The organism is Chitinophaga alhagiae (assembly GCF_003568665.1).
GTDB classification, from domain to species: Bacteria; Bacteroidota; Bacteroidia; order Chitinophagales; family Chitinophagaceae; genus Chitinophaga; species Chitinophaga alhagiae.
In genome coordinates this window covers 931,524-945,766 of sequence record NZ_QXMH01000001.1, presented here as the reverse complement: position 1 = coordinate 945,766, position 14,243 = coordinate 931,524, and the positions used below count along the sequence as shown (strand labels likewise).

Annotated in this window: 8 protein-coding genes; all 8 read right to left on the bottom strand. The window is 47.5% G+C overall.

Annotated elements, in window-relative coordinates; genetic code table 11:
• Positions 1-28: 28 nt before the first annotated feature.
• The 8 genes from D3A97_RS03615 to D3A97_RS03580 all read right to left on the bottom strand — a co-directional run bounded on the left by D3A97_RS03615 (position 29) and on the right by D3A97_RS03580 (position 14,155).
• Entirely contained in the window at positions 29-934 is a 906-nt protein-coding gene (locus D3A97_RS03615; RefSeq protein ID WP_119076727.1) for a dihydrodipicolinate synthase family protein, read from the bottom strand.
• A 26-nt stretch (positions 935-960) separates the two neighbouring features.
• Positions 961-3,006, bottom strand: a complete 2,046-nt coding sequence (locus D3A97_RS03610) for an FG-GAP-like repeat-containing protein (protein WP_198673851.1) — start codon at positions 3,004-3,006, stop codon at positions 961-963.
• A gap of 11 nt (positions 3,007-3,017) precedes the next feature.
• Complete coding sequence (locus D3A97_RS03605) at positions 3,018-3,983, bottom strand: DUF5017 domain-containing protein (protein WP_119076723.1); 966 nt, start codon at positions 3,981-3,983, stop codon at positions 3,018-3,020.
• Positions 3,983-5,905 carry a RagB/SusD family nutrient uptake outer membrane protein gene (locus tag D3A97_RS03600; protein WP_119076721.1) on the bottom strand — a complete coding sequence of 641 codons (1,923 nt, stop codon included), beginning with the start codon at positions 5,903-5,905 and terminating at the stop codon, positions 3,983-3,985. Before D3A97_RS03600 ends, D3A97_RS03605 begins: the two co-directional genes overlap by 1 nt.
• A 21-nt stretch (positions 5,906-5,926) precedes the next feature.
• A complete protein-coding gene (locus D3A97_RS03595; protein WP_119076719.1) occupies positions 5,927-9,100 on the bottom strand; it encodes a SusC/RagA family TonB-linked outer membrane protein in 3,174 nt (1,057 codons plus the stop codon).
• Positions 9,101-9,481: 381 nt separating this feature from the next.
• Positions 9,482-11,245: a Rossmann-fold NAD(P)-binding domain-containing protein gene (locus tag D3A97_RS03590; protein WP_198673850.1), complete on the bottom strand. Its 1,764-nt coding sequence runs from the start codon at positions 11,243-11,245 to the stop codon at positions 9,482-9,484.
• 203 nt (positions 11,246-11,448) lie between these two features.
• On the bottom strand, positions 11,449-12,669 hold the full coding sequence (locus D3A97_RS03585) for a right-handed parallel beta-helix repeat-containing protein (protein WP_157986335.1): 1,221 nt from the start codon (positions 12,667-12,669) through the stop codon (positions 11,449-11,451).
• Positions 12,670-12,751: 82 nt separating this feature from the next.
• A complete protein-coding gene (locus D3A97_RS03580; RefSeq protein WP_232825838.1) occupies positions 12,752-14,155 on the bottom strand; it encodes an arylsulfatase in 1,404 nt (467 codons plus the stop codon).
• Positions 14,156-14,243 lie beyond the last annotated feature (88 nt).

Here is a 14,243-nt window from a genome sequence, read left to right as displayed (position 1 = left end):
ATGCCCCTAAAGTTCTGTTCAGCTGATGTTAGCTCACAAGGTCAAAGAAGCCTATTTCGGTTAATTCCGCCTTGAAAGCCTGTGTATCCTTGGCAGAAAGAGGCTCAAGCGGTAGCCTGCAATCCCCCAGCTCCAGCCCTTTGATCTGCATGATGGCCCGTTGCGCCGGTATTGGCGGGTACTTCACTAAACAACGCACCATGTTTACCGAATGAAGCTGCCATTTTGCGGCCAGTTCCCGTTTACCTTCATTGTATAGTTTGATGACCTGATGGTAAATGGGTGCGGCAAAAGTATAAGTGCTGCCAATTGCGCCTTTAGCACCAACAGCAAGCGCCGAAAGGAGCATTTCATCATACCCGAACAGAATATCAAATTTGCCGTCCTTATAGTTCAGGCATGCCTGGTATTCATGCAATGTAGACGCGGTGTATTTAATACCCGCCAGTGTAGGGATGGCATCTTCAGCCAACGTTAAAAAGCTGACCATGTCTAATGCAACTCCCGTAAGGGTGGGGATGTTATAATAGTAAAATGGGGTATTAGGCGCAGCGGCTGCAATCTTGGCCATGCATTTAACCAGACTGCTGACCGTAGCGGGCTTAAAATAAAATGCTGCAACGGATGAAATTGCGTCTGCGCCTATTTGTTCGGCATGTGCAGCGAGCTTGCGGCACTCCGAAATTGAACTGTGCCCTACATGTACCAATACCAGTATCCTCTTTTTCGCAGCCTTAACATAGGCCTCTGCAATGGCCATTCGTTCTTCTGTCTTTAAGTTTGGCCCCTCTCCATTGGTGCCGCAAATAAATACGCCGGCAAGCCCGTCTGCTATCATTTTGTCAACAATGGCCGGGATGATATCGAGGTTTATGCTACCATCTTCGTGGTAAGCTGCAAATGTTGCGGCAACTAGTCCGGTGATTTTATTCATTGCTATACAGTTGTTATGGATGTTTATTATTTCTTTGCAGTAATAGGTGCTGATTTGCGAATTGCAGGCGGTACAGGCAGCTCTTTTCCTGAAAGGAGAAAGAGTTTGCCCCTTGGTACAGCAGATTTGCCGAGGTGGCCGCCGTCGCCTCCGGTGAATATATCCAGGTACCCGTCTCCGTCCCAATCAGACAGCGCGATACCGCCATTGTGGAAGGAGAGTAGATTTGATAATTTCACGGGCTTTTCAAATTGCATGGGTTTGTCTGATGCCCTATAATAGAAGATCCCGCCGCGCTTGCGGTCAAAGGCATGATATACGAGAAGATCGGGCTTACCGTCCAGGTCCCAATCGGTCATTGTAAACGAACAGCGGCCATGACCGATATCGAGAATGCGGGTTTTAATTTGAAGGGGTTTCCCATCATGTCCAAGAAAAGCCTGCGGCTGTCCCAGTTCGTCTGTTCCTTTGCCTGGCCAGCGCTTAAGTATATTTTGGTCATCCAGGGCGATCAGGTCAGTGTGTCCGTCCCCATCGAGGTCGAGCACCGCAGGTTGCACCCGCTGGCCGGCTGCCAGTGGCTTTCCTTCCACTTTTAACACTACCGGTTTTTCGAAACGAAGCGCTCCTTTAACCATCCGTCCTTTCAGGAACAGCTGCCTTAGCCCCATAGAGCCGGTCAACATATCCAGGATACCGTCTCCATCCCAGTCTGCAAGCCTGGGGAGTACGCGCTCCATATACCATTCCATTGGCCCCCATACTGAACCCAATCCGTAGTCAATACTATAATATTCCAGCTTGCTTCCGTCCACAAATTTCAAAGGCGCGGGCACTTCCCAAACCGGTTTTGCATTACTTCCTTTATTGATGATCACTTTTGGTGCGGCCGGTTCGGAACCAACAACCAGGTCTGTGTCGCCGTCTCCATCCCAGTCAATAGGTTCTATTGTGCCAATGCCTTGCGGCATCACCGGAGTATTGCTATCACTGGCCATCATCAACGGTCCCTGTTCTGCCCAGCCGGTGTTCTTTGGTGTAAACCGGAGCATATTGTCCACGCAGCCAAAATAGGTGCTGGCAATTAGCTCCTGGCGGCCGTCTCCGTCTAAATCTGCAAAACGGGGATGGATGGCCATGATGCTTGATATGGGGGCTTTATGCCCGTTTGTAACCAGCCCCGCATAAGTGAACCTGGGCTGCGTTTTTGTTCCTGCATTGCGGAAATACATCAGGCCGGGTTTATGCTGGCCTACCACCAGGTCCGTCAACCCGTCTCTATCCACATCAAAGGCAATGGGATAGGGGAAACCAAATACTGAAACCGGCGCTTCATCAGCTTCAATGAGAAGCGGGTTGTCAAAGATGAGGCTGTCAGGCGTTGACCTGTTGTACATAATATAGAGGCGGCTGGAGTAGGGATCCCACGATTTCTGGGGGTTGTTATAACCGGCGGTAAAGTTGAAAGAGGGCTGGGCTATCCGTGGATGTGAGCTGCCAACAATAAGATCATCTTTCCCGTCGCCGTTCAGATCGGCTACATCTAATGTGGGGCTAACCCAACTATCCAGAAAATCCTGGACAGGCTTACCATCAGGGTCAAATGCCTGTAGCACCTTCCATGTTGTGTTGCCTCGCTGCCGTGCGGGGATGAACATATGAAGCGCGAGCTGCTTTTTACCGGCGTCACTCACCTGATGATGGCGTTCAAAAGCAATAAAAGATGGTAAGCCTTGTTGCTCCTTTACACCGGAATGCCTGATCAGGGAAAAAAACCTGCCAACACGCGCATCCTTCAGCACCACATGGTTATGTATAAATACATTGTTAAACCTCGGTTTCTTTTTGGTGCCGATATTTTCTATAAGTTTGATGGCGCCACCGCTAGTGGTCATCATATCGTTGTCCCCATCGCCGTCCCAATCCATAAAAAGAAAATCAGATGCTCCTATTACTGATGCAGCCAAAGGGACATCCTTATTGTGCCCAAATACAAATGGTTTTGGTATTACCTGCTGGGCAGGCAGGTCACAAACTGCCACGGTCAATGCTATTGTATAGATCAGTTTCATGTTAGCGGTCATTATTCTATAGTAACCCATACTTCTTTTATTACTTCCTTTTGCACGTCTTTATCGGCATTTAATGCTATGAAGGTTGCTTTATAAGTACCGGGAGCTGAGTATAGCCAGGAGAAAGTTGCTGGCGTGCCGCCCGTAATGGATTTCACATTCACTGCATTCTTTTTATTACCTAAACTTTGAAATACCTGGAAACCGCGGCTCACTACCCAATCGTCGTCAGGCTCTTTGTTGATGGCATTGGCGGTATGTATCAACCTGTGAGAAGTAGCTGTTCCCGTATTAATTGTCCACTTATTGTCTGCCCCTTGAAATTCAACAACCTGGAAAAATCCCTTTTCAATGGTTGCGGTAATTTCAAAATCACTATTTCCCGGAACTTTATTGATCAAAAGCATTCGGCCCATATTCCAATACCGTTGTGCGGTACCGGCGGCATTTTCTGAAACGTACCGGAAAGCCAGGTACATCGGGCTGCCTTTCACTTTTAGATCGTCCAGGTTGATCTCTCCCGATACTACGTCTGCGTTGGACGCGGTATTGGCAGGCAGTACCGCCCTGCTGGTAATATCTGTCCATTTAGCCGCCTTTACTCCTTCTTCAGTGTAATCCCCGGTGAAATCCGTGGAGATCAATACGGCGATATTCCTTGGTAATGTTGCGCCAGCGCGGGTCTGACTGTTAAATTGAAAGGTCAGCGTACCTTCTTCAGACGAGAAGAAGTCCCGTTTGTCGTACTCATTCCCCGGCTCACCAGAATAGAAGGTAATGTTGTCAGGATTTCCCGATATATTGAACTGAACGCTGTCACCCGCTTTGTATTTTGCGTTTGTTATAGCCACCTCAAAATCATTTGGCGCCTGTATGCCTTTTTCCGAACAAGCTGTGAGAAATAAGCCTGACACGGATAGAACCAATATTGTTTTTTTCATAACGTCATCGTTAAATTTCATAAATGAATATTCCATCAGTAGCCTTTATTCTGTTTAGCCTGATTATTATACAGCATTTCCTTTTGCGGAATGGCCAGCCTATAGTCTTTGTCCGAAATATTGTTGGCGGGGTTTGTATAGTGTGTTACAGTTACATTTGAGGGTGCGAACGGCGTTTTGGCTGCAGGTACAACCGGTGTGCCATCCGGCTTCAGGTCGCTGCTGCCGGATATCACCTCGGTACCCATTTGTTTTATGGTTGATTGCAGGATTCCCCAGCGCTTTAAGTCCTGCTTCCGTAAAAATTCACCATTTAGTTCCATCAGGCGTTCATCCTGGATGGCTTTTAAAAAAGCCTCCTTTCCAGCGGTTTGCGCGGTACCTAGTGCCCCGTCGCCATTTAAGATCACCCTTGCGGCCGCACCGCCGGTAATTGCTACGGTTGTACTGGCAGGGTATCCCTTACCGGGGTTCGTCACCCTGATGCCGGTCACTCTCCCCCCGGAAATTTCAGCAAGGGCGGTTGCTCCTGTGCCGCCTTCGCCTGTAATGGTCACTACTGGCGGGGTAACGTATCCTGTTCCCTGGTCCGTTACCGCTATCCCGGTTATTATTCTGCTTCCATTGAGCTTTCCGTAGGCCCTTGCCCTCACCTCGTTGACCAGGTTGATGGCTTCAGGCGTAGGGTAGCCGTTCAATTCATTTTCTGCTTCGGCCAGCATCAGTAGCACATCTGCATAACGTACTATAGGGTAGTTTGTTGGGCTTTGTGTTGCAATGCGCGGCGCGTTTTCTTCACTTCGCCTCCATTTCCCGGGATAGCGCGTGTAATACAGGTTATATGCAACAGGATTTTGTGCGGGTGCTGTTGTTGCATTTCCGCCGGAGTATTTGAAAGGTGCAACACACCAGTCCCGCCGCTGATCAGGCGAGGCATCTGATACCGCATTGGTTGCCGTGGTAAAGGCAAAGGATTCGTAGGTCCTGTACAAGCGTGGGTATACAAAAAGCCTTCCGTCGTTTTTGCCGGCAACGTCGCTGCTGGTCGGTATGCCCACGCGCACCTGGCCGGGAGAGCTTTGTTCAGGCGTACCCGAATTTACCTGGAACCCCACTTCCCATATGCTTTCTTTATAAGCGGCATCGTACAGGTCTTTACATTGCAGTTTGAACACCTGTGTGTAGTCAGGGTTCAATTTATGTAATCCGGAATTGATGACCTCTCTGGCCCATTTTGCGGCGTCTGTATATCGCCTGCTGTCGTTTACCGGCGCACCCGCGGCATAGAGGCATACCCTTGCCAATACCGCCTGAACGGCAGTTTGCGTTACTCTTTCCGTGTAATCGAATGTAGTGGCTGTTTGATCATGGAGCAGCCCTTCGGCAGCAGTCATTTCGTCAATCACCCAATCATAGACTGCTTTTGAAGCTGTAAAAGGCATATTTGTCTCCTGCGGGGATTGGGTAGGCTTGGTCCTCAAGGGTACATCACCGTACCATTGTGTAAGCATGAAGTAATAGTAGGCCCTTAAGAACCTTGCTTCTCCTTCGATATGTCTTTTCTCTTCCTCTTCGATCTTTGATGGCGTATTCAGATTGGCCAGTACCACGTTTGCCCGGTCAATTCCGGTATAGAGGGTGGCCCACACACTTGCCACCTGCGCATCGGCCGATGTGGCGTTATACCAGGGTACCTTTGGTACATTACCGGAAGTGGCATAAACCAGTTCATCGGTAGTAGCCGTTATCAAATGCTGGTAATTGTCACCATACAACGCGTTGTTTTTTAGCGTGCTGTATACCCCTGTTAGTGTGGCGGTTAAATTTTCCTTGCTGGAAAAAAATTCATCCGGACTCAGAAAATCTGTTGGCTGCGTTTCCAAAAGCTTTTTGCAGGATTGGAACGATAAAATCGATGCAGCGGCAACTATTGTTGGAATCAGAAATCTTTTTATCATATCAGTATGCTTTTGTTCACATTATAGGGAGATGTTTAAGCCAAAAACAAATGTTTGCGCGATGGGATACGCAGAGAAGTCAAGGCCGGGCGACAAGCCGAATCCTTTGGTAGACACCTCTGGATCTGGTCCGGAATAGTTGGTCCAGGTATATAGATTTTGCGCGGCAACATACACCCTGGTTGATTTCAGACCTTTGATGAAGTCTTTTCTGAAGTTATATCCCAGCGATATGGTTTTTAACCGGAGAAAGGAAGCATTTTCAATATAGCGGGTTGAGAAAACCCCGGAGATACCGCTGGACCCGCTCCTGGGAATGGTGGTATGCTGGTTTTCGGGGGTCCATCTATTAACATAGGTCGCTTTGACATTCCTGCCCAGTATAGCGCCGTTTAATCCTTCCATGAAAATGTTATTCGCATTCAACACTTCATTACCATAAGACCATTGAAAGAACACATTCAGATCAAAATTCTTGTACGTAAAATTATTATTGAAGCCGCCTGTATGTTTAGGGTAGGGATTTCCGATAAGAGTTTGATCTGCATCATCTACAATGCCATCGTTGTTCAGGTCTTTATATTTGGCATCTCCGGGCTGCCTTGCATTTGTACCTAAAAGACCAGCCGTTGCGGGCAGTTCATTTTTTAATTCATATCCCCCGGGTATTTTATTAAAATCATCATACTGATACACCCCGTCGTACACAAAACCGTAGTAATGTACCAGTTGGTTGCCTACCCGGCTAATCCAGGCCGGGCTGGGGAAGTTGGTTGAAAAAGAGGGGATCGGGGTCATTCTCAGGTCTTCACCCGCGCTCAATGCAACTAATTTGTTCTGATTGAAGGAGATGTTGATATTGGAATTCCAGCTAAAGTTCCTGGTTGTGATGTTCCGGGAATTTAAGGTCAATTCAAACCCTTTGTTCCGGGTTTCGCCAATGTTAACGGTTGCCGAACCATAACCTGTGCTGGAAGCGATCTGGGAGCTTAGCAATAGATCATAGGTATGTTTCTGGTAGTAATCCATTTCGATGCCCAGCCTGTCCTTTAAAAAGCCCAGCTCTATCCCGGCATCAAACTGCCTTGTACTTTCCCATTTCAGGTTTTTATTCTCCAGGCGACCCTGATAGTAGGCGGGCAACGAAGAAGCAGACCCGAAAGGATAGTAGGTGCCTAAGATAATATTGGGCAGATAGCCAAAGTCAGATACCCTGTTGTTGCCGGTTAGACCAAAACTGGTCCTCAGCTTGGCATTGGATATAAATGAGACGTTTTTCATAAAGGGCTCGTCGCTCAGCCGCCATGCAACAGCTCCGGAGGGGAAGTAGCCCCATTTGCTATCTGCAGGGAACTTTGACGATCCATCCGCCCTGAACGTTGCTGTAAATAAATATTTTTGAAACAGGTTGTAGTTAACCCTGCTGGTAAAAGACACCAATCCCCAGCTGGTGCTGGCGGACTCTTTGTCAAATATGACCCCCTCGTCCAGCCCATCTATACCCAATGCCTCGTTCGGTATCAGGTTGGCTTTGTAGCCAAACCTGCTTGCTTTCCTGCTTTGAACAGAAACTACCCCAACTGCTGTTAGCTGATGACTTTTATTGAATCTCCTGGTATAGGTCAGGCTGTTTTCATTTGACAGGTTGACAACATCATCCTGCCACAAACCTCCGTTAACACCGTTCGTTCTGCCAACGCCGGTTAGCGGGCTGCCACTTCGCGTATTTGAATTGTTAAACAACTCCGATCTTGTTGCAGACAGGTCTGCGCTTCCGGTAAACCTCAGCTTAAGGCTGTTTGACAGGTCATATTCCAGGTAACCATTTATTGTGGTGTTCCTAGTCTTGGCAACATCATATTCATTTTGCGCAGATTTCAGCGGATTAAACAGGAATGTTTCTGCCGCGGGGTCTACACCTTCATCCTCGAGATCTGTTTCACGGCCGGAAATTGGCCGGTAGGTCCACAGATTGTAGAACAGATTTTGCACATTGGAATTGCCGGAACCTACAGCTTTTGAGGTTTGCTCCCTTGGCTTTATGCCGCTAACCTTTGAATCCGCAAAGTTTACATTGAGGCCGATCTTGAATTTGCGGCCAACTGCCTGATCTATGTTAAACCGCCCTTGTAAACGGTCAAAACCGCTTCGCATAACCACGCCATCCTGGTTTAGATAGGATAGAGATAAAGCATATTTTGTTTTGGCGGTGCCTCCATTTACCCCCGCGCTGTGGTTTTGAAAAGCGCCGATGCCTACAATTCTGTCAAACCAATTGATGCCTTTTGCATTTCTGAAGTCTTCTATTGTCAGATCAGGAGTAGCCGGATCACTATCCTTGAAGTATAGCGATGCCGCTCGCTGCGGGTCGATCTCTTGTTGCAGCTTGATGAAGTCATAGGGACCTAATACTTCAAGGTTGGCCCTGCCCACATCAGAATAGCCGGCACTACCGGTATATGTTACACGGGCCTCTCCTGTTTTGCCTTTTTTAGTTGTGATCATCACCACACCATTGGCGCCCCTTGCCCCATAAATGGCTGTTGCCGATGCGTCTTTCAGAATATCAATAGACTCAATTTCCGCTATATTCAGCGAGTTGCTATTAAAATCCTCCATCGGAAAACCATCTATAACATAGAGAGGAGCATTACTACCTGTTAAAGAGTTATTGCCCCGGATCACGATATTTAAGCCCTCTCCCGGCTGCCCGTCAACAGATGATACCTGCACTCCCGCAACACGCCCTGCGAGGGCTTGCTGAAAAGAGGCAACCGGCGCTTTGCTCAGGTCAGACAGGTTTACCGACGCAACTGAGCCTGTCAGATCTTTTTTCGCAACAGCCCCATAGCCTATAATAACTACTTCATTCATTGATGCGGGTTCCTGCTCCAGGACAATATCGATTTTAGTGCGCCCGCCAACATTGACCTCCCTGGTTTTGTATCCTACATAGGAAATGACCAGTATTGCGTCAGGGGAGGAAACGGCAATCTGAAAATTGCCGATGGTATCTGACTTGACAACGTTACTCCCGCCTTTTTCAAGTACGCTTGCATAAGGCAGCTTTTCCGTATTTGCTGAAGTACTTATACTGCCGGAGACCATCCATTTTTTTTGCTGTGCATGCAGAAACAGGCTAGGGAAGAGCATGAGAAGTCCTGTAAGCAAAATAGCAATGCTTATTATTTTCATACTGTGGAGTTTAAATTATAGTGGTTGAGTTATCCTATATTCTTTTATTTGTCCATTATGTACTACATATAGAACAAATAGAATTATTTTTTTTCTATTTTCCTAATTTTTTTTGAAAAAGAATTGATGCCATATCTCTATGGAAGGGTTAAAGTGGAGCTGTATGGGGCTGCGGAGTAAGAATAAAAAGAAAGTAATTCCACCTGGACCTGCCTGGACCATTCTTTTTATTTAGCCATCCTATCTATTGATGACTATTATGTACTACAAATATTTTAAGAAACGACAGAAAAGAAGGCCTGCAGAAATTGATGATGGAGAATGTAACGCTTACGCCATAGATTCAATTCACGGGACAAGGGCCGATAATGTTCAATGTCTTTAACTGATGGCATATTGATGCTTCAGGCAATCAAGTGCTGCGCTGGCTGAATTGAGACCTTTAATGAAAGAATCTCTGCTGCTACCCGATACGCAGGAGAGACTACTGTAGTATGAGATGCCATTTCTAAGATTTTGACAAAAAGAAATGTAATTTTTTTTGTTTTTATCTAGCCGTTCTGCTTCTAAATCCCCAGCCAGTACTTCCTTGAGGTAATCGATGTATAAATTCAGTTCTGCAATAAACATATGGGGCCGGTCTTTATTCGAAAGGATGTTGGTTCTCCCGTAAATATGATCTGCCATTGTTTGCAGGGAAACAATTTTTGAAAAGTTAACAATATTAGGCCCAGGGCAAATCGTTACTGCTTCGAGGTTTTTTACCAAAGTCATGTCATAGTTAATAGCTGCCGAATTACTTAAACCTATGCATAAACATTCTTTATCCAATACTTCCTTCAGTTGTGTTTTATAAGTTTTTTCCGGAAGGTTAAGTGATTGCAATTGCGCGATCTTTAACTTCTGATATCTGCTGGAGGCGGTACAGATAGGCTCTGTTGTAAATTCTGTATTAAACGCCAGGTGCTTTTCTGTGCAGGGGCTGCCCGGTTTGCCATTGTCAATGCGCGATTGTTTTTCATGGTAAGAACTGGTCCCTTTCAGATAGTGAAACCGTGTGCCTAGCGGGGAATAATGGCTTAGCATAATATCCTTTTCTTTTGCGGCACTCAATAGCTCCAGGGTATTGGCGTCTACCGTGGTAGCTTCGGGTACGAGCAAAAATGGAGTGCCCCATCCGGTGCTCTCTATGTTATAATGACGATGTAGAAAATCATCTTCCTCAAAAGTTCCGATACCGCCTTGTACAGATATGGTAAGCCGGGGAGGATAAATGAACTTTGTACTTTTCTTTTCTAACATTGCGGCGTTGAAAATTTCAAGGAGCGTATCGATGAGCTCCTGTTTTTTTGCTTTAAATTCCTCAAGGATCGGCCCGAGTAAAAGCCCATCTGTTGCAAATGCGTGCCCGCCGCAATTCAGCCCGGACTCGATCCTGAACTCACTTACCCAAATCCCCTTTTTTGCCAGATATTTCCCTTGTATTAACGCAGAGCGATAGTCACTTACTTTGACGATCACTTTCTTTGTAAAATCACCATCGCTGTTTACATGGAACTCCTCACAGTTGCCGAGGTAATTATATAATCTTGGGTTCATGCCTGCGGAAAAAATGACCGAAGAATTAGCTAGATCGCTTTTCGCATATCCTCTCAATGCCGCCACTGCATCTGATCCTTCAGAAAGCAAATTGCCATTTTTTCCATAGTTATCGCGATCTACTTTTGTCATGATGTTCACATCAATGCTGCCTGGTCTTATTTGTGTACGCAGATACGTTTGCAGTTGCTCTTTTTGCAGCTGATCTTTTGTACCTGTCATTTGCCGGTATAGTTGCTTCAAAGAACTATTGTCAGGCAGCATCTCAAAGTATTTTACTATTTCCGAGTTGGCCTCAAAAGCGGCATGTTTCAGTTTTTCTATCTGTGCCTGTACAATTGTATTGACCAGGTTAAGGTAGTCCGTAATTCTTCTAGCCCTGTAATCAGGTTCATGAGTATCGATGGGTTTATATTCCTGATTTATTGTAGGATAGTAATGGCGTCTCATCATTTCTATCAGCCTGTCCTCAATAATTGAGATGACAGATGAGATGCCAAATCGGGCTACTTTAACAGGGCTATCAATAGTATATGCCAGGCCCATTACCGGAATATGAAATTTATGAAGCGGAGAACTGTACATGAGATGTATGCAATAAAAGTGATGTATACGTAATATGATTAAGGAAACAGCCGGCCCACTGGTTACTTAAATAACCCGCATTCCTGGTTCGCCGCCAAAGGTATGAATAATTAAGGATAATTATATCCTTAATTATTGTTTTTGAAAAAAAACTGTTACTTCAATTACTGCTTTACTTCAAAAGCGCCAATAGCCCTCCCGTGCCGGAACCATTGGCCGGTATGGTCTTTCTCCGGGAGCCGCAAGGGAAGCCCCGCAAGCGCAGCAGGGCTGCCAGGAGCGATGGAAAGATCTTCTTCGTCAGCATTGCTGAACATGGGATCTTTCCCTATCAGCCCGCTTTTTTCATGTACCGGTAGTTGCGGTACCCAGGTGTTGTTGCTGGCATGAAACCACAAGTTGTTGGAGAAAGTGAAACTTTCCGGCGCCGTACCGGGGCCAACGCTGCAGGTTGTGCGCAGTTGGCCATCAACATAGACAATATTGTTCCGGAAAGTATTGCTGCCGCATTTTACAAAACGAGCAGTATCTTTGTTTTCCTGCAGTATCCGGATGGCCCACCGGCCCGGTTTGTAAATGGTATTGTTCACCACTTCAGAATGGGTACAACCAACAAAGGCTACCGGCACGTCAGACCCGATAAATACGTTACTATAAACTTTCAGACCGGTGGCCTCCCAGGTGGCGTTGGCCGGCCTGAAAAAAGCCTGCCCTGTGCTGCCGCCAAGATTGATAGCCCTGCTGCCGGCATTTTTAAATACACAGGCTTCAACACGGATGTTGCTGCTGCCTCCTTTCATTTGTACCGCATTGGCGCCCATGTTTTCAAAGCGGCATTGGCGGATAAGGCTGTTATGGCAACCTACCATGTCAATACCGCTGCCTGCATGGGAGCCGTTCAGGAATGTACATTGCTGAATGACAACATCATCTGCGCCAGATAATTTCAGGAGGTCATTGTTGCCGGTGGCGGCCATATCACGAAAAACACAATGCTGAAATACGATATGGTGCGAGGGAGTGGCGTAGCTGCCCCCATCGTCAATGTTAAGGCCATTGCCCGTTTGCCGGGCAAACTCGATCCCTTCAATATGAAGGTATGCGATGTCAGTGCCTGTCCACGCGGCCGTTCCTCCTTCAAATAACACTGCTCCTTTACTTGCTGCTATGATGAATATCCATTTGCCGGGTGCTCCGCGAAGGCCCTGTAATGATTGATTGCCTGGGTAGGTGCCGTTGTGCAACAAAATAGTGTCGCCCGGCACCGCGGCCTTTGCAGCAGCGGTGAGGCTGGCATAACGCTGCCCATGGCCGGTATGCAGCACTGCGGCTGGTAAAGGGCCATGCAGGCAAATGAGCGGCAGCAATAGGAATAGCAGGCGCATGGCAGGCATTTACCTAAAAGTAGGCTAAAAAAGCTGTTCGTCAAATGGCCGCATCCCGGCTCTGAAATGCCGGGCGATTTTGTTACTCGGTCTTCCAGTTAAATACCTCCAGTTCCGCGGGCGTTTTTGATTGTTGTGCCAGCGTATACAGTTCCTTCACTTTGGCCGGATGCTGTTGGGCAATATTGTTCGTTTCTCCAATGTCCTTACGGAGGTCATACAGCTCCACTATTTCCGGTTTCCCTTTCGGCTTTAGCCGCACCAGCTTCCAGTTGCCCTGTACCACCGCCTCCTTGTACAACTTTTCGTTGAACTGCCAGTAAAGATGGGAATGTTGCTGTGCCTGCTGCTTATTGTGCAGTGCGTTGGTAAAGCTGATGCCGTCAATGCCGGCAGGAGCGGGGGTATTGGTGAGGCCGCAAAGGGTAGGCAGCATGTCCCAGAAAGCCCAGATGTCATTCCGAACAACCCCGGCGGGTATTTTACCCGGCGCTCTCACCAGCAGCGGCACGCGGATGCCGCCTTCATACAGATCTCTTTTTATACCTCTCAGCGGACCGTTACTGTCAAAATATTCGGGATCGGCCCCACCTTCTTTATGAGGGCCGTTATCGCTGGTGAAAAAGATATAGGTATTGTTGTCTAGCCCCAGCTCCTTTATCAGCGCTAGTACGCGGGCCACGTCTTCGTCAAGTTTGCCGATCATTCCGGCAAAGGCGGCATGGGGTTGTTTTTGCGGGTGATATGACTTTACCTCGCTGGTCCCAAAGGGTTTTTCAGGCTGCAGCCTGCTGCTGCCGTCTGCATGTAGCCAGGGCTGCACGTATTGTTGCGGCACGTGCAGCTCTGCGTGCGGAATGGTGAGCGGCATGTAGAGAAAGAAAGGTTTTTCCCTGTTCTCTTTTATGAAGGCGAGCGCTTTCCGGACTATCAGCTCATCGGTATACTCGGTGGAATCCAGCTCCACACGCACTGTTTTGCCGTTTTGTATCTCAAACAGCCGGTTGGTGTAATAGTGATGCGCATGTGTCTGGTTCAGATAACCATAAAAGGCGTCAAAGCCTTGATTTTCGGGTGCGCCGGTGGTATTCTCTTCCCCCAGCCCCCATTTACCGAACATACCGGTGGTATACCCGTTGTTATGCAGGCGGGCGGCCAGGGTAGTGTCTTGCAGGCGTAGTGGTGCCCGGCTGTTGCCCCTGATGTAGGCATGCCCCATATGTTTGCCCGTCATCAGGGCGCAGCGGCTGGGAGCACAAACGGTACTGCCGGAATAGAACCGGGTAAATTTTGTGCCTTCTTTTGCCAGGCGGTCTATATGTGGGGTAGGTACTTTATGCTGCGGGTTGTATGCAGTAAGATTGCCATAGCCCAGGTCATCCGCAATAATGAAAATGATATTGGGCCGTTGCTGTTTTTGCTGGGCCGGCGCCGCCTGTATGAGCAGAAGCAGGCAAAGGCCGGTAAGGAACATTCTGGTTGTCATATGGAAGGGTTGAGACGTGTTGGGAATTTTGTTCCGGCCTGGCATTCCCGCTGCCACCGGAATATTTGATCAAAATAAAAAAAATAGT

What these genes read in the sequence shown, in the direction of transcription:
- D3A97_RS03615 (WP_119076727.1), bottom strand. Translation starts at nt 934, where the DNA reads ATGAATAAAATCACCGGACTAGTTGCCGCAACATTTGCAGCTTACCAC.
- D3A97_RS03610 (WP_198673851.1), bottom strand. Translation starts at nt 3,006, where the DNA reads ATGAAACTGATCTATACAATAGCATTGACCGTGGCAGTTTGTGACCTG.
- D3A97_RS03595 (WP_119076719.1), bottom strand. Translation starts at nt 9,100, where the DNA reads ATGAAAATAATAAGCATTGCTATTTTGCTTACAGGACTTCTCATGCTC.
- D3A97_RS03590 (WP_198673850.1), bottom strand. Translation starts at nt 11,245, where the DNA reads ATGGGCCTGGCATATACTATTGATAGCCCTGTTAAAGTAGCCCGATTT.
- D3A97_RS03600 (WP_119076721.1), bottom strand. Translation starts at nt 5,905, where the DNA reads ATGATAAAAAGATTTCTGATTCCAACAATAGTTGCCGCTGCATCGATT.
- D3A97_RS03605 (WP_119076723.1), bottom strand. Translation starts at nt 3,983, where the DNA reads ATGGAATATTCATTTATGAAATTTAACGATGACGTTATGAAAAAAACA.
- D3A97_RS03585 (WP_157986335.1), bottom strand. Translation starts at nt 12,669, where the DNA reads ATGCGCCTGCTATTCCTATTGCTGCCGCTCATTTGCCTGCATGGCCCT.
- D3A97_RS03580 (WP_232825838.1), bottom strand. Translation starts at nt 14,155, where the DNA reads ATGACAACCAGAATGTTCCTTACCGGCCTTTGCCTGCTTCTGCTCATA.